Annotated in this window: 12 protein-coding genes; all 12 read right to left on the bottom strand. The window is 58.2% G+C overall.

Annotated elements, in window-relative coordinates:
* Window positions 1-200: 200 nt before the first annotated feature.
* Window positions 201-1,487, bottom strand: a complete 1,287-nt coding sequence (locus PMA3_RS08410; protein ID WP_064676722.1) for an SEL1-like repeat protein — start codon at window positions 1,485-1,487, stop codon at window positions 201-203.
* A complete protein-coding gene (locus tag PMA3_RS08405) occupies window positions 1,487-3,301 on the bottom strand; it encodes a phospholipase D-like domain-containing protein (protein WP_064676721.1) in 1,815 nt (604 codons plus the stop codon). Before PMA3_RS08405 ends, PMA3_RS08410 begins: the two co-directional genes overlap by 1 nt.
* A complete protein-coding gene (locus PMA3_RS08400) occupies window positions 3,298-6,012 on the bottom strand; it encodes a type VI secretion system Vgr family protein (protein WP_064676720.1) in 2,715 nt (904 codons plus the stop codon). Before PMA3_RS08400 ends, PMA3_RS08405 begins: the two co-directional genes overlap by 4 nt.
* A 247-nt stretch (window positions 6,013-6,259) precedes the next feature.
* Entirely contained in the window at window positions 6,260-9,430 is a 3,171-nt protein-coding gene (locus tag PMA3_RS08395) for an ImcF-related family protein (protein WP_420848686.1), read from the bottom strand.
* A 469-nt stretch (window positions 9,431-9,899) separates the two neighbouring features.
* Window positions 9,900-10,871, bottom strand: a complete 972-nt coding sequence (locus PMA3_RS08390; protein WP_237140697.1) for a hypothetical protein — start codon at window positions 10,869-10,871, stop codon at window positions 9,900-9,902.
* Window positions 10,872-10,875: 4 nt separating this feature from the next.
* A complete protein-coding gene (locus tag PMA3_RS30570) occupies window positions 10,876-11,133 on the bottom strand; it encodes a PAAR domain-containing protein (RefSeq protein ID WP_082930463.1) in 258 nt (85 codons plus the stop codon).
* A 74-nt stretch (window positions 11,134-11,207) separates the two neighbouring features.
* Window positions 11,208-11,768: a hypothetical protein gene (locus tag PMA3_RS32420; protein WP_152032245.1), complete on the bottom strand. Its 561-nt coding sequence runs from the start codon at window positions 11,766-11,768 to the stop codon at window positions 11,208-11,210.
* Between the two features lie 15 nt (window positions 11,769-11,783).
* Entirely contained in the window at window positions 11,784-12,680 is an 897-nt protein-coding gene (locus tag PMA3_RS08385) for a hypothetical protein (protein WP_064676718.1), read from the bottom strand.
* 1 nt (window position 12,681) lies between these two features.
* Window positions 12,682-13,740 (bottom strand): hypothetical protein, encoded by a 1,059-nt coding sequence (locus tag PMA3_RS08380; RefSeq protein ID WP_064676717.1) that lies wholly within the window; start codon window positions 13,738-13,740, stop codon window positions 12,682-12,684.
* Between the two features lie 12 nt (window positions 13,741-13,752).
* Entirely contained in the window at window positions 13,753-15,192 is a 1,440-nt protein-coding gene (locus PMA3_RS08375; protein WP_064676716.1) for a hypothetical protein, read from the bottom strand.
* Between the two features lie 118 nt (window positions 15,193-15,310).
* Window positions 15,311-15,850, bottom strand: coding sequence for a hypothetical protein (locus tag PMA3_RS32415; protein ID WP_152032244.1), 540 nt, complete (start codon window positions 15,848-15,850; stop codon window positions 15,311-15,313).
* An 11-nt stretch (window positions 15,851-15,861) separates the two neighbouring features.
* Window positions 15,862-19,281, bottom strand: a complete 3,420-nt coding sequence (locus tag PMA3_RS08365) for a type VI secretion system Vgr family protein (RefSeq protein WP_064676714.1) — start codon at window positions 19,279-19,281, stop codon at window positions 15,862-15,864.
* Window positions 19,282-19,602: the final 321 nt, after the last annotated feature.

Raw genomic sequence — 19,602 nt, 5'->3', positions numbered from 1 at the left:
TCCATCCGTGAATTCGTAACATACCTTTTGGCCCGGACTGCCCTCATCATCCGGCCCAGGGGGACTGAGGTAGGGGTCATTACAACCGGCCAAGGCCGCACCTAAGAAATAGATCAAGAAATAGAAGCGGATGCGGCGACTCCGGACGTTCGGGGTGCTTGGACAGGCCCTTCGGATCTTCCGGAGACGGGTTTGTATCGTCATCCGAGCAGCCCCCATGTCACCCCTAGCTGAGTTTCCATGGGTTTATCCGACAGGGGCCAGAGCCGCTTGCCATAAAATCCGAACCGCGCCTCGGGCATGATCTCGCCTTGCTTGAAATAGCGAGGGACGTTGCGATCCAGCAATACATGACGCCCCTCACCGGACCACATGATCTTCCAGTAGCCGCTCTCCGGGCAGGCGGAGTTGCTGGGGCAGGTTGGTTCCAGGAACTGAGTTTCGCTGAACGAAGGTGAACCCGGCATGGGCTTGCCTGTGGCGGGATCGAGCACCATGGCCTTGGCTAGTTGGTCGATCAGGGCTGCGCTGGGTTTTTCTGGCGGGACGTTGGCCAGGCGGGCTTCGAGCCATTGGAGTTTGCCGTCCCAGGCGGGTAGTTTGGCTGGAGGTAAGGGGAGGATTTCGTTGATTTCGGGGACGGTGGGGTTGGCGTAGGAGTATCTCGCGAGAACTCTCCAGATTTTTTCGTAACGTTCGGCGCGTTCGTTATCTTCCGTTTGACCCAGGTAATGCAATTCATTTGAGGGTGGCGGGTTGCGGAAGGATTTGTACAAAAAAGACGCCGAGGTGCTGTCACCAGCAGCGACTCCAAATTGAAATGCTTCGAGTGCATCGTTGTAGTGTCCCTTTCTCTTAAGATAAACACCCAGTTCGACAGCTGCCTCCCCATTTCCCTGTTCGGCCGCACAGCGGCGCATTTGCCGGGCGATGTCTGGCGCAAGGTCGATGGGTGCTAGCTTGTCACCAACAAAGTATTGGGCCTGGGCATTGCCTCGATCGGCAGCCTTGCGAAAGTAGCGCAGTGACATTTCCGCATCCTTTTGCAGCCCTGCTGAACCCTGCTGCAGAAAAATGCCGATGAAGTAAAATCCGGTCGCTACTCCAGCATCGATCAGTTGCTGGCTCAGCCGCAAATGCTCCGTACTACGAAGCGCAAATTGCCCGCGCATGGCACCGTTTTGCAGATTAATGTTGGCCTTGTAATGGTTGTTTTCTGCGGCGATGCGGTATAGGCGTTCGATCTCGACATCAACAGTCTTGTTCGGTTTGAGCTGGTTGTTCTTCTGCAACCAGCGTGCATATTGAAATAGCACGTCGGCTTCGGCCGTCGGCGCAGGAATCTGCTCGTGTACGCAGTCGAAAACCAGCTTGGCCTTGATCTCGGTTAACGGATTCACGGGAATATCCTTCGTCTTTAAATTATGAGCGCCGACGCTGCCGCAAGCGGCTAGCAGCAGGCATGACAGCAAGAAAATGGGGCGCATTAGTCCTTGTTCCTCAACTTCGCTTGCTCGTAAAAAAATTCGACAAGAGGGGCATGGGGCACATCCTTGTCTTTTTGGCGATTTTTGTTTTCCTTGATAATTTCTTTCCAAGCATCGAATGCCTGTTCCGCATCATCCTGCGCGCCCAATCCCTTCGTATGCATCCCCCACAACCGCCGCCGCAACGCCTGCGTCACACTCGCCCACTCGTGCGCAATATTCAGCTCGCTGTCGACCTGCATGCTGCGGGTGTTGATGTTGGCCGAGCCATGCGTGGTGAACACGTCATTGACGATCATCAACTTTGAATGGATGTACACCGGCATCCATTTCTCTCCTGGCGGCGAATCGGGGGCGACCAGTGAACATATGTGGACTTTCAGGTTCGGAATATTCAGATCCGCCATGATGGTGCTTTCGTTGACCTCCCGGATTTGCCGATCAAGCTCGTCCTGCCATTGCGCAAGTTCCCTCTGCCCGGCGCGATCCCGCACCTCGGGACGTGGCCGTGGTGGAGCCTCTCGTTTCAGCTGTTCAATACGCCGCAGCTTCGTCACCTGTGGAATGGTGTCGGCGCGCCCGAGGCTTTCGAGCATGCGCTGGGTGTTGACGGTGCCCGGCCCCACACCGTCGGCGGTCGCATTGGTGATCACGAACAGGTGCAACGAACCATGGATACCCGGATCGCGCCCGGCCAGGGTCTGGCCGGCGGCGACCGCCTTGATGAACTCGGCCAGATGTGGCCAGCGAAAATACTGATTCTCGATGTAGATGAACTGGGTCGCGTTGTTGATGGCTTGCAGGTAGAGCCGCTCGATATCGCGTTTGCCTTCCTGGGGCTGGGTCCGCACGAGCTGCGCCAGCTGGCGGATTTCACCCGCCGTGCACTGGAGTTTCGGTCCCACCTGCATGGCTTGGCGGGAAGCGAGCAAGTCCTCGCCGGTTTCCTTGCGCCAGGCGGTGGCGAAGTTGTGGTGCAGGTGTTCCAGAATCGGCCCGCTGACCTGGCTGGAGATGTCCTGGCGGGGTGTATCGCCGCGCGGGCCACGGTCGGGTCTGGGCTTGCGGTCCTTGGCCCGATTCAATGCCGTATGGGAATCGGTGTCCCAGTACTCGTCGAGCATGTTATGGCCCATGACAAAACCGACGGCGCGATCCGCCAGTTCGTAATCGACGAGTACGCTTTTCTGGTGATGGGTCGCGGCCCACCTCAGGGCAAAGCGCGTGCCGAAACTGATCTGCGGATCGAGGCTGTGGTATTTCACCTGATAGGCTATTTCCGCCCGTTCATCCAGATCGAAACCGCGACTGACGAACACCGGCAACGCACGTGCGCCCTGCTCGATCGCTTGATCATCTGCCACGGCGCAATCGGCAAACCATTGGCGGTCAGAGGCATATTGGTCATCCGTGGAGGGCTGCAGCGCCCGGTTGCGGATTCGGAGCGGACCTTTACCGGGCAGGTTGGCTTCACCCGCCGCCCCGGCGGAGTTGAACAACATTTCCCACCCCAGCATGCGGACACGCACGCCTTGCTTGGCCTTGGCTTTGAGCAGATCGCCGATGCTCGGCGCCTTGCCATCGCGGATGAAATACATCGACGGCTGAAATCCCCAGCAGATGATGTCGATGGATTTCGTGGCCGCCGCGATGGCCAGGTGCACGGCCTTGAAGGTTTCTTCGCCATTGATCAAGGGACGATAGGTGGCCTTCACTGGATGGTATTCGGTGTTCTGCACAAACCAGGGCGAGATGCAGGTGACCTCGCTGGTGTGCTGCAGCGCGGCTGGCGATACGATGTCGGGGTGATTCATTGTGTTTTCCCTTCCTGGTCAGTGATGCCTTCCAACACCGCCGCGTACAGCGCGCGGTGGTCCGTGTGCGAGGTGGGTTGGCTCACCTCGGGGTCGGTTTGCGAGGGGTGGTTTTGCAGGCCTTTGTTGGCCAGATGCGCTTGCTCGGCGTTGCGGTAGTCGGTGGGAACCGGGATCTGGAACCGCAGACCGTTGGCCAGGTCCAGGCGGTAACCGCGGGTCACGACTTGATGCTCGATCGATAGCTGACCGGTCTTGTCCAGCACGCCTCGCTGGAGCAAAGCGTTGTCGGCGTATAGCGTGTAGGGCATTCCCGCCCAGCCTTGGTCGGGAGCGTTGGGGGCTTGCGGGACGCTTAGGCGCAAAATCTGTTTGGCCAGGCTTTGCGGATATTCCGGATGCGTCGCCTTCATGCTGGCGGGGCCGCTGTAATTGAAATCCGCCGACTTGACGTTGTAATCACCCGCCGTGCCCGATTCGATGCTGTACGCATCCAGGGTGATGTAGCTGCCGCCGGCGTTGAGGGTGATTTTCTTCTTGGCGGTGATGTGGATTTCGTCTTCGGTACTGGTGATCGCCAGGCCGTGGCGTGCCATCACCTCGAGCGTGTCGTTTTGCGCTTGCACGCTTACTGGCCCGTGGTTGGCGATCAGCTTGATGCCCAGCTTGCGCACGAACAGGCTGAGCCCCCGCCCCACGCCGATGAACAGGCGCTTGACCACGCTGAGGTCGGCTTCGCCGCCGGCGTTGAGCATCAGGTTGTTTTGCGCCGCCAATTGCAGGTGTTTGCCGCTGGTGAGGGCGATGCCTTGGGGGGCGCTGAGCAGCAGCACGGACGACTTGAGTTGCTCAAGGTCTTGCTGGAGCAGGTTCAGTTGCGCGGTTACGTCGGCGGGATCTGCGTTGGCGGCCTGGGCATCGACGGAGAGGTGTTGCAGTTGCTCCCCCGCCTGTTGCAGGCGGCCGATGGCCGCGCTCATTTCCAGGACCGGCCCCTCGGCCTTGGCCTGTTCATCGGCACTGATAAACAGCCCCTTCCCCGCCCGAATCGCCCCCCACCCATCGGTGCGCAACTCAAACCCTTCACCCCGCCGCTGCTGCTCGGCATCGACCAGATGCCCCAGATTCAGCTGGCTCTTGCCACTGTGCTCGGTACTCAGCTTGACGTGCTCTTTCCCCCTTGTGTCCTCCATCCGCAGCTTGTTGTTGGCCGGCGTGCGCAGCACGTTGCGTTTGTAATTGCGTGCGCGCAGGGTCACGTGGTCGCGGTGCTCGCTGTCGTGCAGGGCGTGGGCGATGTAGGGGCGGTCCGGGTCGCCCTGCTCGAAGGCCACCGCGACTTCGGTGCCGGCGATCAGCGGCAAATGCAGGCCGTGGGTGTCGCCGGCGTAGGGCCGGGCCAGGCGCAGCCACATGCTTTCCTCGCCGGGTTTCCAGGTGTCGCGGTCGAACAGGAACTGCACGCAGTAGCGCCCTTCAACGTCGATTTCGGCGTAGGGGTCGTGTTTTTGCGGGTTGCTGACCCGGGCCGGGAGGGTGCCGGCGATTTGCGGTTTGGGCTGCAGCGGTGGGCGGAAGCACACGCTTTCCGAATAGGGGATGGCCTGGAACCGGGCTTCGAAGCTGGCGTCGCGGGCGGCGCGGGTGCTGAGGTGGGTGATGACCGTGCCGCGGGCGAAGGCCTGGGGCGCGCCGCCGGTGATTTTCAGCACCTGGCCCGGGGCCAGGGTGGCGCTGCTGCTGGTGCCGCTGAGGCGGGTCTGGTCGTTGAGGTAACGTTCGTGTTGCAGGCGGGCGTAGAAGTAGCCGGTTTCCGGTGGCAGGTCTTCGTAGAATTGATAGCGGTCGCCGAGGGCGGTGTAGGGTTCGGCGTAGTGGTAGGCCTCGCCGTAGGTGGTGGTCGCGCCGCGGGTGTGGTCGATCTCGCCGTCCAGGTGGGCGTAGGCGTCGCGGTGCTGGTAGGTGCGGATATTGACCTGGCGTTCCACCACCTGGTGTTGGGTTTGCAAGGCCCAGACGCCGTCCTGCTCGCTGCTGCTCAGGCCGGCCGGCGAGTGGCAAGGCAGCTCGATGCCGGACTGGTAATGCAGCTGGTCGTCGTGGAATTCGACGACGTCGAGGTGCAGGCGTTCGTCGCTGGTGAAGCGGTACCAGATGCCGACTTCGGCCAGCAGGCGGGCGATGAAGGCCAGGTCGCTTTCGCCGTATTGCATGACTTGCAGGCGCCTGGGGTACTTGCGGGTGAGCTTGAAGAAAAAATCCTCGCCGCGAAAATCGTGGCGGCTGCGCAGGATGTGTTCGACGATTTCCGGCACGGACTGGTGTTGATAGAGGCGGAATTGCTGGCCGCGGGCGAGCAAGGCCAGGCGCGATTGCAGGGTGATTTCGTAGCGGGCTTCGTCGACGGAGCCGGACAGGCGTTTGAAGCCGGTGACCACGCCGTGCAGGGTGCGCAGCGGTTTGATTGGGAGGTCCCGGGTCAGGAAGGTGGGCTTGCGCGGTGGGGCGTGCAGGCTGAAGCGGGCGTCGCGGTTGAGCAGCTGGTCGGCGGCGATGTCCTGCTCGGTGCAGGTGAATTCGATGACGTAGTGGAAGGGCTGGCTGAGTTGTTCTTCGCCGTGGAAGGCCAGGACGTCGAGGGTGGCGTCGAATTTGTGGACGCTGAGTTTGTGCCGGCTGTGGTCGAAGAAGGTACGTATGGGGTTGGGCATGATCAGGCCTTCCTGGTCTGAATGTTGACGAGAGGAAGGGCTTTGCTTCCGCCCTGGTCCTGGGGGTTGGAAGCTTTGGTGAAGTTGACTTAGTTGGAAATAAGACGGTTCTGATGAGTGCGTAGGAAGTGTCGGTTTTCAACGTGAGCGAGAAAATGCCTGCATCTCACGACACGGGCATTTTTCATTTCAACTCAGCGCTCAGCACTCATACTTCGCGGCGACTTGCAGGTTTTCTGGCGGACATTCATTTGCTCCTCCTCTTTTGCCCCTTGAGCACCGCCTCATCGTTTTCACTGAGAAAAATCTGCTGGGGCAAGGTGAACCCCCGCAACTTCAGCAACGCCAACGGCCCCGCCCCCAGTTCCGTGCGCAGGTTCCAGGTCAGTTCCAGGCCGTCCGGGGCCTTGAGCTGCAGGCGATGCAGGCTGTCGCTGTCGTTCAGCGGGGTGAGCCGGGCTTTTTCCAGCAGGCGGATCAAGCCCCAGGTGCCTTCATAATCACCGAACAGCCGTTCACTGGCCTGCACGCTGGTCCAGGTCAAACTGGTGCCCGGGTGGCTGCTGAAGCCGGGCCAGCTGAAGCGCTGCCAGCTTTCCTTCTGGTTGAAGTATTCGTGTTTCTCGCCATTGAGCACGAAGGTGGTTTGCACCACGTCGCGCACCGCTTTGCCGCGCAGTTCGAAACTCAGGCCCATGCCGCCGTCGGTGTAGAGCACGTCGGCCAGGTGGCTGAGCTGGTTGATGGCACTGAGAAATTGCGGGTTGAACCGCAAGCCCTGGCTGTGCCGCGGATCGGCGACCCAGCGGCTGCCTTCCCGGCGCAATACGCCGCCCAGTTGCTGCTGCAGGAACTGGTCGATGCGCCCGGAATCGGCGCGGATCATCTGCCCCAGCATCGGCAAGGAGGCGTCGCTGCTGGTGGCGGCGAAGGGGAAACGGCCGGCAAAGGCGCTGTGCCAGTCGCTGACGATTGCGCGCTGCCACTGGCGGTTGAGGCCCGCCGCCGAGGGTTGCAGCACCCGTTGCCAGGCCTGGTCCAGCGGCTGCACCAACAGCGTTTCGCCCACCTGGCCCCACTCGGCGCCGAGGCTGGCGGCGAGCAGGCTGCCGTAGGCCTGGGTGTCGGTGAGTTCGACGTTCTTGCCCTGGAACACGCTTTGCGCCAGGGCCTGGGTCATGGCCTGCGGATCGGGCGCGTTGTGCACTTGCTGCAGTTTCAGGCGCACCCGGGTGACGCGGTTGAGGAAGGCTTGCAGGCTCAAGCGGTCGCTGTCGCCACCTTCAGCGTCTTTGCCCAGCAGCGCCAGCAACGGGCCGAAGGTGGCGTCCAGCGGACCGCTCGGGCCCTGCAACGTCTGGTCGATCGCTGGCACCGGGGCCTGGCCGACCAGTTTCTGCGCGGACTGCATCAGCGACTCGGCCAACGCCTGGCCGCGCACGCCGGCCTGACCCTGGTAGGCCAGGGTGTTCATCAGTGCGATCAACGGCGACTGGCGCACGTCGCTCATCAGCGTCAACTGGTCGATCACCTCGCCCAGGCTAGCGGCCGGCTGCCAGCGCAGACGGTTGAGAAAATCCAGCCAGGCGCTGGCGTAGTCCTCGAAGTAGCGTTGCGTGAGGCGCGCCCGCAGCACGTCCGGGGTCAGGGCGGCATCGAGCTCGGCGGGGTGGTCGCTGAGCACCCAGTCGATTTCCTCGCGGCGTGCTTCGGCGATGGCATCGATGGCCTGGCGCACCTGGCCTTCCCAGGCCTGGCGGGTGAACACGCCGGGCACGCTGGCCTTGCTGGTGAACAGCGCGCCGGCCTCGGTGTCGCCGACCATTTGCGCCAGGCTCAAGGCCGGGGCGTGGTTGGCCGCGCCCTCTAACACCTGTTGATAGAGGCTGGTTTCGGCATTGCGCTGGCCCAGTTGGCCGAGCAGCACCTGCCGGGCCTGGGCGACCAGTTTCGGGTCGGCCTCGATGCGCCACTCGGGGTGCGCCGCCAGGTGCTCGGCGTAGAACTGCCACAGGCTTGGTGACAGGCCTTGCCAGAGACCCGGGGATATTCCGGCGCGGGTGGGTTCGGCTTCTTGGAGGACCTTGGTCAGGAACGCCGCGTCGGTTTTTTCCGGGTGCGCCAGCATCAGGTAGGCCTTGAGCTGGTCGTAGGCCTCCCGGGCCCGTTGCGCGCGTTCGGCACTGCCCGGGGGCAGCTTGATCAGCGCGTTGAGTTTGGCTTTCAGGTTGGCGACGGCCGGGTCGCGCAGCAGGCGCTGGTTGGCTTCGACATAGATCGGTTGGATTTTTTCCAGCAGGTTCTGGTTCTGGTTCAGGCCGAAGCGCTGGTACCAGGGCGCGCCGTGTTCGGCGCGGTAATCCAGGCGCGCCAGTTCGCGCATCAGGTCGTTCAGGGCCAGCAGTTGGGCGTCGCCCGTTTGCGACTGCTCCAAGGCGACCAGCGACGTCTGCACCTGGGCAATCTGCACGCGCTGGGTGGCGAAGGACAGCAGCATGCCGGCGCCCCACACCAGCGCCAGGCCCATGACCACTGCCGAGCCGATGCGCACGGGGTGTCGGCCCAAACGGCGACTGTGCACGTACTTGTCCTCGAGCACGCCCTGCCAGGCCGGGTCGATGGGCCAATGGTGTGCCGCGTGATCCTTGTGTTCGGGCAATGGCAGGCTGAACCACAGCCCGCGCAACGGCAGACCACGGGCAAATTCGCCGAACAGCGGCGCGAGCGCCTGGCGCCAGCGGGCAATGCCCTCGGCCTGCAGATCGCGCGACAGGCGCAGCAGGAAGTCGTGTTTCATGTCGCCGAATATTTGCGCCCAGCCTGATTCGCGCAAGGGCAGGATCAGCTGGTCCAGGGAGGTTTCCAGGTCTACGGCGGTGGCGCGGGCGGGCAGCAGGCAACCGACCGCTTGGGTTGTGCGCTGGGGCTGCGGCCACTCACTGGCGCAAACTTGCCACAGGTACAGCGGCAACTGCCACTGCAGGTGGCGGGCCAGGGTTTGCAGGTAGCGCACGCCGGCGCCCATTGCGGCGGCATCGCTGGACTGCTCTTTGTTCAGGGCCCAGATCACGCCGTCGAGTGCGCGCCAGCGGTTGAGGCTGAGGTACTGTTTGAAGGGCGCGTCCTCCACATTGCCTTGGACACTACCGCCCCAGATCAGGACGGTGTCCTGGCCTTCCACCCAGTTTTTTTGAGTGAGTTGCGGGGCGATGGCGTGGATTTGTTCGGGTTCGCCGACGACCAGTAGCAGGCGGATTTTGCGGCGCCAGAAGGGACCGTGATTGCGGTAGAGATGATCTCGCAGCACCGATTCAGAAAAGGAGTCCGCCTTGTTTTCAGCGGCAGGCGCAGGAGCCGAAATGGCGCGGTCGTCTCCTCTCTGCTGCCGAAAAGAGACGCGCCCCATCTTCAGGCCCATCAACAAGTAACCACCGGCCAGTGCCAACACTACCAAGATCATACTGATCGTGCCCCACCACCCCATCGTTTGCTCTGGCGTCTCCGGGTGGATCCCCAGCCACTCGGGTCGCCACCCGATCAGCAGACACAGGCTCACTCCGAACACAATGACCACGAGCGCTATCCACAACCCTATCGAACGACTATTGCGCATCAGCTATTTATTCCTGATTCGGAGAGGGGGGCATGACGGCCGAGCACCACAACCATGCGTCGGCGGTGCTATCCCTACTGAAAATGAGATGTGGCTCTCCCTCGTCGCGGATCGACTCCACTGCAGCAGCAATCGCTACCCAGGGTGTCGCGCAACCTGGATTGCCCAGAATGGCGTCGAGGTCGTGCAACCCCTGTTCAACCTTCAACGGCATCCCGACGTCGCTGATCGCCGTGGTGATCGCCGAAGCACGCTGGGCATCGGTTCCGACGCACTAGGCATGCCGAATCGACGCCGCCTCCACCGGGACCCAGTCGAGGGCTTGGTGAGTGGCATAGAGCACACCTTCAGAGGTCGGCGTGCGCACCGGTTCAGGACGATGCAGATAAGCCAGCGGCTCCAGCGTGGTTTGCGTCAGGCGGTTACCCAAGAGCAAACCCACCACCGCTTCGGCTGTATCCTCCGCTTGCGCCGGCGCAACCTGAAACGCCACCACCAGCAACAGCGTCTGTTCGCGGATACGCTGATCCAGCCAGTCATCCACCGCTGCCAGCCCGCGGCCTTCAAGTCGTGTGACCGTCTGGCGTATACCGGACTCGGACCAGACGTCCTGCCACAGTCCGTTGAGGTTTTCCTCGGAAACGCTGGTGTCCATTTCCAGCAACAGAGCCAGCGGCTTGTCCTCGGGCAGCGCTTGCAGCACCCGGGCGAGATCACTTAATACTTGCCGCAATACCCTGCGCAGCACCGCCTCAGGCATACCGCCCTGTTCGACCGCCAAGCGACTGTGTCGAATGCCCTCTTCACAGGGTTGCCAGGCAGCCTGGACACGTAAGGCCTTGTGCGCGTCGAGCAAAGCGTCCCGCTGCGCCTCGCCATCGTGCGCTCCCGTTTCCCGCAATGCGGTATGCAAACTCACCGCCAGCACTTGCTGCGAGCGACGCCCCTGACGCATCTTCTGAACCAGGTCCGCTTCACGCTCATCGTTCCAGCCGTCAGCCACGCTCAATTGGCCGAGATACACCAAGGCACGGATCAAGCTCAGGAAAAACCAGATCGCCATGGGTGCCCCAAGCCCGATCTGCCAAAGCAGGCGCGGATGCTGAGTCAAGGCGTCACCTCCCAACCACAACGTCAGCCCGAGACTCAGCAGCAGTAACACCGGCAGCAAAACCAGCCAACGCCATGCACGCGGGGCCGGTGGCGGGGTCAGTTCAGGGGGTACCTCGTACAATTTGACCGGCATAAAATCAGCTCGCCGTCGCGTTGGGCAAGGACGAAACCAAGGCACAGCCACAGGCGCACACATGCCCATGAAAGGCGATGGGGATGCCGTTGTTACGAAAGGTAGGATGCCCCTCGCTAATTATTGTCGGACCGTGTTTACCACACCGGACCGGATCACCTTGACGGGCCACGCCGATACCGCCAAAGCGCATCCCCGTGGCGCCTGATAGCACAGCACCGCCGTTGGTGGTGCTGTCGCCGATTCGGATAATTCCTTTCATCTCTTCCCCTTTTTGAAACATGATCAATATTTATAATATGCACTGCTATTTCTGAGGAGAAACACGCTGCATGGCTATATCGTTCTGGAAATCTCAGTTAAACCACCCTGCTCGCTTCTAATATAGAAACTACAACAAGCACAAACCTCACTATAAAAACTACATTGAACTTCAAACCCCACCCGCCTCCACGTTATATATCTTTCACCACGATCCCCACCCCATTCCTCATAGTCACCAACTCGTAATATCGTGCTTACTTCAGACAGTTTCATACCAATAAAACAATATGGATCTGTTTCACGAAGATTGATTGCGAAAGGCTTGGCAGACACAGGTTGCCTTGCCCACTTTATCTCTCGCCAAGTTTTCCTCAACGGTACGCGGCGCAACACCCTGATTAGGTTGCGTCTTTCTGTTACTGACAAAGTAAATCCTGTTTTTCGCAAGATACTGTAAACACCCAAGCACACAGCTGCGATCAAACAATTCGCCACAAACAAGAAAATATGCCATGACGCGAGCAAGATAAAGTACGCAACCCGACTTAAAAGCCCGGCAATCCAGAGAAGAAAAACGACAGATCCATGGATAATCTTTTTCATTTTAAATAACAATACCTGTTCATAGATCAATTTTACGATCCATCATCATTTCGTGAGATGAGGTTCGCTTCCCTGACGGTGGGCACCTGTAACGATGAATTGCGCTTCGCGCTCGGGCCAGGTGTACAGCTCGTCCGGTTCACCCTTGGGAAAGAAGCCTCGCTCCGGGACATCGATGAATTCGCCTTCCACCCGGCGGATCAGCGTCCAACCGGTTTCAACCAACTCACCCTCACGCCAATCGAAATCGCGTTTATCAGCATCGGTAGCAAACCACGTTCTACGTCTGAGCCCACGCCGGACTTGCTTGCCACCCCTAAATCGCTCGGTGGGATACAGCCATTGCGCAGCTGCAAAACTCACGTCCGGTAGATAAACACCCATTTGTTTTGGGCGCTCATCACTCTTTATACGTACGCTGGGATCCAGCTCATAGCGGGGAATACGCTGAGGAAGCTCATTGAGTCGATAGATTCTGTCTTGTCCATTATAGGTAAATTCACCCTCATCCCAGTTTCCGCTGGACGTTTTTGATAATCGCTTATCCAATGTTGAAGCCCGTTCGCGCTTTTCCGAAATAAGCTGTCGTTCCTCCTCAAGCATCCAGCCATTCCTGAACTCGCTGAAGCATTGGTCATTAAAATTTATGGTGCCAACGGCGTTGAGCGCCGATGGATCATTATTCACGCGCTGGATATAAGCGTTGATATAGTCATCCCGCTTAAGACGGATTTCTGGCAATAAACGGTGACCCCAGACTATATCGCCTTGTTGCCAATGCGGTTTACTACGCTCATGCGGATCGAGAATCGCTTGCAAGCGTGAAAAAGCCGCCTCGTGGGCGTCAACCCACTCGATAATCGCATCGCGAGTAACAGCGAAGTGCTCGGGGGAACTGAAGCTTTCCAGCAGATAGCATTCAAGCGGATGCAAAACGGCCATTTCAAGACTTCCCCTTAGGTTCGGTACAAGACCCACCATCAGCCCGTGCGATCAGAGTCCACTTCACCGATTGCTCGTCCTTATGCGGCAAGCGCTGGCCCTTTTGCAGGTCGAGGTATTCAAAGCCCTTGCGGCCGAAGATCGACCATTTGCCGGTGTGACTTGCGGGCTCTCCCGACAGAGCCGTGATAAAGACACCATCCCGTCTGATGAACTGCGCTTCGCGCTCGAGCCAGGTGTACAGTTCGTCCGGTTCACCCTTGGGGAAGAAGCCTCGTTCAGGTACGTCGACGAATTCGTCTTCTACCCGGCGGATCAATGTCCAACCGGTTTTAATGCGTTCGTACCCTTCCCAGTCGTAGTCACGCTTGCCGGTATCAGGATTGACCCAAGTGCTACGTCTTACACCCCGTCGAACTTGTTTCCCTCCCTCAACCCACTGGGTGGGGTACAGCAAATGTGCAGCTGCGGAATCTGCATCTGGCAGGTAAATACCCATCTGTTGGGGGCGCTCGTTCTTTTCTATCCGCACGCTTGGATCTAGCACATATCTCGGAATACGCTGAGGCAACTCATCAAGTCGATAAACCCTGTCTTGTCCGTTATAGGTCAAATCACCTTCATCCCACTCCCCCCCAGCAGTCGTACCTAGCCGTTGATCGAGTTCGCTAGCACGATCTCGTGCTAGCGAAATGCACTGTCGCTCCTCTTCAGTCATCCAGCCGTCCCAGAATTCGTCAATACCCCGATTCCAGTTGATTAAAGTGTTACCAACGCCTTGGAATGTCTGCGGATCGTTATGGCAGCGCAAAATATAGGCCTTGATATAACGCTCTCGAGCGGGGCGTATGTTGGGCAATACTCGAGTCCCCCAGATCACATCGCCCTGTTGCCATACCGGCTTGCTGCGCTGCCGCGGATCAGATTCACGCTGGAGCCTTGCATAAGCAGCCTCATGCGCGTCTATTAATTCGATCACCGCATCACGAGTGGCGGCGATGTGCTCAGCTGAACTGAATCTTTCCAACAAGTAGCATTCAAGAGGGTGGAGTACGGCCATGTTCAAGTCCTTTTATTCATACCAGTTGTGGGTCAAATCGGGCAGGCCCAGGTAGGGTTTAAGCGGGTCTAAGTCGGGGTTGCCGGTACCGTCGTCATAGCCCCAACCGGTGCTCTTTCGAGGACTTGTAAAGCCCGGCTTGAGGTTATTTGGATCTAATAAAATCTGTTCCCGCCCTCCCTCCAATTTATAAGTATCCATTGATTCAAATTTTTGTGTGGCCGCACGCCCTTCCCAAACTTTCAGGGGTTGCCCAGGCGGTACGGTGTAAACCAAGTACTCGCCGTTCTCATTCCAGCTTTTCCATACCGCAAAATTGCGTCGCCATTCACTTTTCGAAGTAAGCCGTTGAAATTCAACTTTGCGTATCCAAAAGCCGCCATTGTCGAAAGATTTCGCCCCGGGCTCCACGACCCGATAGAGACGCTCCCCTGGCGATACTTCAGCAGCTCTCATAGACTCATCGAAGGTATTGAACTTATTTCTCACTGGGCTTTTGGAGGTTGCGCTAATATCTGGCCAGCCCTCAGCAATACTTTCCAATGCTTTTGATGGAAAATTTTTCAAGGCCGGATAACTCGGATCATCAACTTCATCCACCCAATCCGGCTTTTTCCGTTGGATTAACTCCAGCTCGGCATTCTCGCGGTTTCCTAACACATGATTATTATTTCCCAACCGAGCACGATAAGCGTTGTCACCCTCCACCCGCAGGCGGTTAATGATCTGGTCCAGACAGTCCTGAGCTGGCCGCAGGGTCTTTGCCATTCCTTCATCAGCCTTGTTCCTGACGCTTACTAAAACTGTCCACAATCGCTCTACCCGACCACGTAATGCTTCTGGACCAAACGTTATGACTGAATCGAAAAGCTGACGCGTCACCTGCATCAGTTCATCGAATTTTTCCAGCAACCCCTTGATTGTAAGCCTACTCTTCACGTCATCCAGTTTTCCTGCCAAATACAGAAATGGATTATGGATCTTCATCGCGGCCAAAAATCTTCTAACTTTTGGATCATCCAAATAGCGTTTCAAAGACGACACAGCCTTATCAATTACTGGCGCTTCTACTTTCGACATAACTGCTGTCGCTTTAAAGATATCCCTCCGCACTTGGAAAATCACAACCTTGACACACCCTTTCGCCAGTGAGCCTAACGTCGGAAATAATCCAATGAGCGTCAGAATCAATGCGACCCACGCCCAAGTATCGTCTGTGTCCTTGTTGATTTTTCGGCAATTGGCAACCAGGTCACGCACATCGCCTATCTGGTCCACCAAGGGAATCATGAAAATCAACGTTCCAGTGACAGTTTGTGCCGTGGTAGGACTTTCGTGGAAATCCCCCTGTAGCACTTCCCATAGCCAGAGACATTTCCCCTCGACGCCTGGGTAAGCGTCCTGTGGAGCAGGCTCGTAGAACGCCATGGCGTTTTGCAGTTCCTGATTCATGCGGTTTCCATGTTTAACGATAAGAAAAATACCAATACAAGGTGTACGTAACTGTTCCGGGATGGCACATGCTTTCCAGCACGACTCAAACTACACATCTTGCATGTACCACTCGTTGTTAATTATCAGGTGAAAAATGTTTCGCAGCATTTCCATTACGCCTACCATCGCAAGGGGGAACAAGTTCACTACCATCTGCCAAACGAGTATATTGAAGGTACTCCACAGCTCCACTTGCAGTGTTACCGATACAAAAAACAGCTGTATAGCTATCCCTTGGTCGAGAAGCGTCAATCAAACTAAATATATAGGTGTTATTTACTTCAAGCTTCAATGGATGAGTCTTTACTTTATAGTCATCCAGTTCGTACCCCTCTGGCACGACGCCAAACACTACACATCCACCCGGCTGCAGCTCTAATGGTTTAGCACCCGATTTAAGTGCAACCCCCCAAGCGCCGGCATTTCGCACATAACTTTGCATCAATGATATCCAGCCGACCAAAAATACTTCCCCTGTATCATTTGGCAGACAAATGGCCGGCCTACTATTAACCGAAGAGATAGTCGCACTTTCCCTGCGTCCAAATGACGTCGCCTCAGCAGACTCCAAAAATATAAAATTCAACCCAATCAATAAAAAAGCCAAGATCTTCATAGACTTTTCCTTCAAGCAGGAAGATTTGCTTTGCTGGCAGGATTCTCCAGAAAGCCCTGAAGTGTCGAGACCAGAAGCTGAGGGCTTTTGGTATAGTTACGTTGATTCCACACCCCACGAGGATTTCCGATCACACAAATAATAAAGTAATCCGAAACAATTTCACCTTGCTGCTCCATATTATAATCGGACAATTGCCCATTACTCTTCAAGGTGTATTCGTATGCCGCCGCCCCCTGAGCACTGACCGTTAGTCCAAACTTTTTTACTGGATAGCCAAGCTGGTGTTGCCATACATGGGTCATCTCATGCATAAACAAGGCTTTATCCCGATCATCGTTAGTATTGGCAAAATCGTTCCTGTAGTACTTTGTGCTTTCTGGATAATACATTTCACCATTAGGCGTGACGGCCGTATTCTGTTGACCAAAGAATAACCACCAGCCGCCGTGATGCACTTTTACCTTGCTATAATCGACAGCGTTTTTAAATACAGTTCTGGCCATTGATATTTCGTCAGCGGTCAAGGAACGCTTTTTTCCTTTGGGAAGCGAAACAGTTTGAGATGATGTGCCCACATCGGTGGTGGTAGTGGTGATATTGCTGGACGTCAGATCAATCACTAGTGGGGCTTGCGCATTCTTTGCGGCGCAACAGAAGGCCTCGGCACCCGTCGGCGGAATGAGCGTCAAGGAGGTGAATCGAATTGGGTAACGGGTCACAAAACGCTGTGTATACCCTCGATCATCAGTCGTACCCTCAACAATGCTGCCATCTGCCAAGGTGGCCGAGTACTTAAGATGACCTGCCAATTCACCATCCGGACCGACCAAACGAAGTTGTTCGTCATGCTCTCCAATCGGATACTGTTGCAGTAACAAGTCATAAGAAGGCCAAGGCTGATCCGGTTCAGGCTCGGGAAGTTGGTACTGCACACGCGCCGGCTTATCCGGAACCGGGCTGTGCAGAGCGTGACCTTGTTCGTCCAGCATCCCTTGCAGCACCAGGCCATTGTCGAACGTCAGGGTATAAGGCACGTCTGCAATGGGCTTGGCCGCAGCATCGTAGAAGTTCAACAGCAGCCTGTTGGGCATATCGGCCAACGGATCGGCCAATGGTGAGAGCGCAGTTTTCAATCTGCCCGCCGACGGGACGTAATCGAAGTGTGGAGACTTGATCTCGACTTCACCGGGTGAGCCAATCTCAATGCGATAGGGATCGAGGGTGATGTAGTTGCTGCCGACGTTAAGGGTGATTTTCTTTTTCGCAGTGATGCGGATTTCGTCTTCGGTGCTGCTGATGTCCAGACCTTGCTTGGCCAACAGTTCAAGGCGGTCGTTCTGTGCCTGGATCGACACAGCGCCTTGGTTAGCAATTAACTTCAACCCTAGCCTTTGTGCGAACAGGCCAATGGCTTGACCCGCCGTCACCGTAAAACGCTTGAGCGCACTAAAGTCAGTGTTGTTGCTCACTGCGCCAAGGGTCTGACCAGCCGCCAACTGCATATGCGCTGGCGTTACCAGCGCCACGCCGGCAGGTGCCGAGACGAGCAAGCCGGCCTCTTTCAATTGCCCCAACGCGGCCTTCAGCTGCTTGGGCACGGTCTCGTCCGCCTCCAGCCCCCCTGCCACTACGGCGTTACGGGCTAACCCTTGCACACGTTGTAATGCCTCTTCCAGTTGCGCCAGAGCTTCATTCATGCCGAGCGTTTCGCCCTGAGCTTTCGGCTGCTCATCAGCACTGATCAACAGCCCCTTCCCCGCCCGAATCGCCCCCCACCCATCAGTGCGCAACTCAAACCCTTCCCCCCGCCTCTGCTGCTCGGCATCGACCAGATGCCCGAGGTTCAACTGGCTCTTGCCGCTGTGTTCGGTACTGAGCTTGACGTGCTCTTTGCCCCTTGTGTCCTCCATCCGCAGCTTGTTGTTGGCCGGCGTGCGCAGCACGTTGCGTTTGTAATTGCGCGCACGCAGGGTCACGTGGTCGCGGTGTTCGCTGTCGTGCAGGGCGTGGGCGATGTAGGGGCGGTCCGGGTCGCCCTGTTCGAACGCCACCGCGACTTCGGTGCCGGCGATCAGCGGCAGGTGCAGGCCGTGGGTGTCGCCGGCGTAGGGCCGGGCCAGGCGCAGCCACATGCTTTCCTCGCCGGGTTTCCAGGTGTCGCGGTCGAACAGGAAGTGCACGCAGTAGCGCCCTTCGACGTCGATTTCGGCGTAGGGGTCGTGTTTTTGCGGGTTGCTGACCCGGGCCGGGAGGGTGCCGGCGATTTGCGGTTTGGGCTGCAGCGGTGGACGAAAGCACACGCTTTCCGAATAGGGGATGGCCTGGAACCGGGCTTCGAAGCTGGCGTCGCGGGCGGCGCGGGTGCTGAGGTGGGTGATGACCGTGCCGCGGGCGAAGGCCTGGGGCGCGCCGCCGGTGATTTTCAGCACCTGGCCCGGGGCCAGGGTCGCGCTGCTGCTGGTGCCGCTGAGGCGGGTCTGGTCGTTGAGGTAGCGTTCGTGTTGCAGGCGGGCGTAGAAGTAGCCGGTTTCCGGTGGCAGGTCTTCGTAGAATTGGTAGCGGTCGCCGAGGGCGGTGTAGGGTTCGGCGTAGTGATAGGCCTCGCCGTAGGTGGTGGTCGCGCCGCGGGTGTGGTCGATCTCGCCGTCGAGGTGGGCGTAGGCGTCGCGGTGCTGGTAGGTGCGGATGTTGACCTGGCGTTCCACTACCTGGTGTTGGGTTTGCAGGGCCCAGACGCCGTCCTGCTCGCTGCTGCTCAGGCCGGCCGGCGAGTGGTGCGGCAGTTCGATGCCGGACTGGTAATGCAGCTGGTCGTCGTGGAATTCGACGACGTCGAGGTGCAGGCGTTCGTCGCCGGTGAAGCGGTACCAGATGCCGACTTCGGCCAGCAGGCGGGCGATGAAGGCCAGGTCGCTTTCGCCGTATTGCATGACTTGCAGGCGCCTGGGGTACTTGCGGGTGAGCTTGAAGAAAAAATCCTCGCCGCGAAAATCGTGGCGGCTGCGCAGGATGTGTTCGACGATTTCCGGCACGGACTGGTGTTGATAGAGGCGGAACTGCTGGCCGCGGGCGAGCAAGGCCAGGCGCGATTGCAGGGTGATTTCGTAGCGGGCTTCGTCAACGGAGCCGGACAGGCGTTTGAAGCCGGTGACCACGCCGTGCAGGGTGCGCAGCGGTTTGATCGGCAGGTCCCGGGTCAGGAAGCTGGGCTTGCGCGGCGGGGCGTGCAGGCTGAAGCGGGCGTCGCGGTTGAGCAACTGGTCGGCGGCGATGTCCTGTTCGGTGCAGGTGAATTCGATGACGTAGTGGAAGGGCTGGCTGAGTTGTTCTTCGCCGTGGAAGGCCAGGACGTCGAGGGTCGCGTCGAAGTTATGGACGCTGAGTTTGTGCCGGCTGTGGTCGAAGAAGGTGCGTATGGGGTTGGGCATGGTCAGGCCTTCCTGGTCTGAATGTTGACGAGAGGAAGGGCTTTGCTTCCACCCTGGTCCTGGGGGGTGGAAGCTTTGGTGAAGTTGACTTAGTTGGAAATAAGACGGTTCTGATGAGTGCGTAGGAAGTGTCGGTTTTCAACGGGAGCGAATTTTCCTACTTGCTACACCGACATCCGCCAATCAGCGACGCTTTATGAAAGCCGCAGCGCTAAAAGGCAGGGACATGGAGCCTGTAGGCGTCATGGCTGGTGCTCGCGCTTGAAGCATGCCCCTGAAAAGAGCCGTCCTGAGGCGTAGAGCAGTTCGTTGAGGAAATTA

It is taken from the genome of Pseudomonas silesiensis, assembly GCF_001661075.1.
Lineage (GTDB): Bacteria > Pseudomonadota > Gammaproteobacteria > Pseudomonadales > Pseudomonadaceae > Aquipseudomonas > Aquipseudomonas silesiensis.
This window is presented reverse-complemented; position numbering and strand designations above follow the sequence as displayed.

Bases quoted from the DNA above. Each gene is read 5' to 3' on its own strand.
- PMA3_RS08410 (WP_064676722.1), bottom strand. From the start codon at position 1,487: ATGCGCCCCATTTTCTTGCTGTCATGCCTGCTGCTAGCCGCTTGCGGC.
- PMA3_RS08405 (WP_064676721.1), bottom strand. From the start codon at position 3,301: ATGAATCACCCCGACATCGTATCGCCAGCCGCGCTGCAGCACACCAGC.
- PMA3_RS08400 (WP_064676720.1), bottom strand. From the start codon at position 6,012: ATGCCCAACCCCATACGTACCTTCTTCGACCACAGCCGGCACAAACTC.
- PMA3_RS08395 (WP_420848686.1), bottom strand. From the start codon at position 9,430: ATGGGCCTGAAGATGGGGCGCGTCTCTTTTCGGCAGCAGAGAGGAGAC.
- PMA3_RS08390 (WP_237140697.1), bottom strand. From the start codon at position 10,871: ATGCCGGTCAAATTGTACGAGGTACCCCCTGAACTGACCCCGCCACCG.
- PMA3_RS30570 (WP_082930463.1), bottom strand. From the start codon at position 11,133: ATGAAAGGAATTATCCGAATCGGCGACAGCACCACCAACGGCGGTGCT.
- PMA3_RS08385 (WP_064676718.1), bottom strand. From the start codon at position 12,680: ATGGCCGTTTTGCATCCGCTTGAATGCTATCTGCTGGAAAGCTTCAGT.
- PMA3_RS08380 (WP_064676717.1), bottom strand. From the start codon at position 13,740: ATGGCCGTACTCCACCCTCTTGAATGCTACTTGTTGGAAAGATTCAGT.
- PMA3_RS08375 (WP_064676716.1), bottom strand. From the start codon at position 15,192: ATGAATCAGGAACTGCAAAACGCCATGGCGTTCTACGAGCCTGCTCCA.
- PMA3_RS32415 (WP_152032244.1), bottom strand. From the start codon at position 15,850: ATGAAGATCTTGGCTTTTTTATTGATTGGGTTGAATTTTATATTTTTG.
- PMA3_RS08365 (WP_064676714.1), bottom strand. From the start codon at position 19,281: ATGCCCAACCCCATACGCACCTTCTTCGACCACAGCCGGCACAAACTC.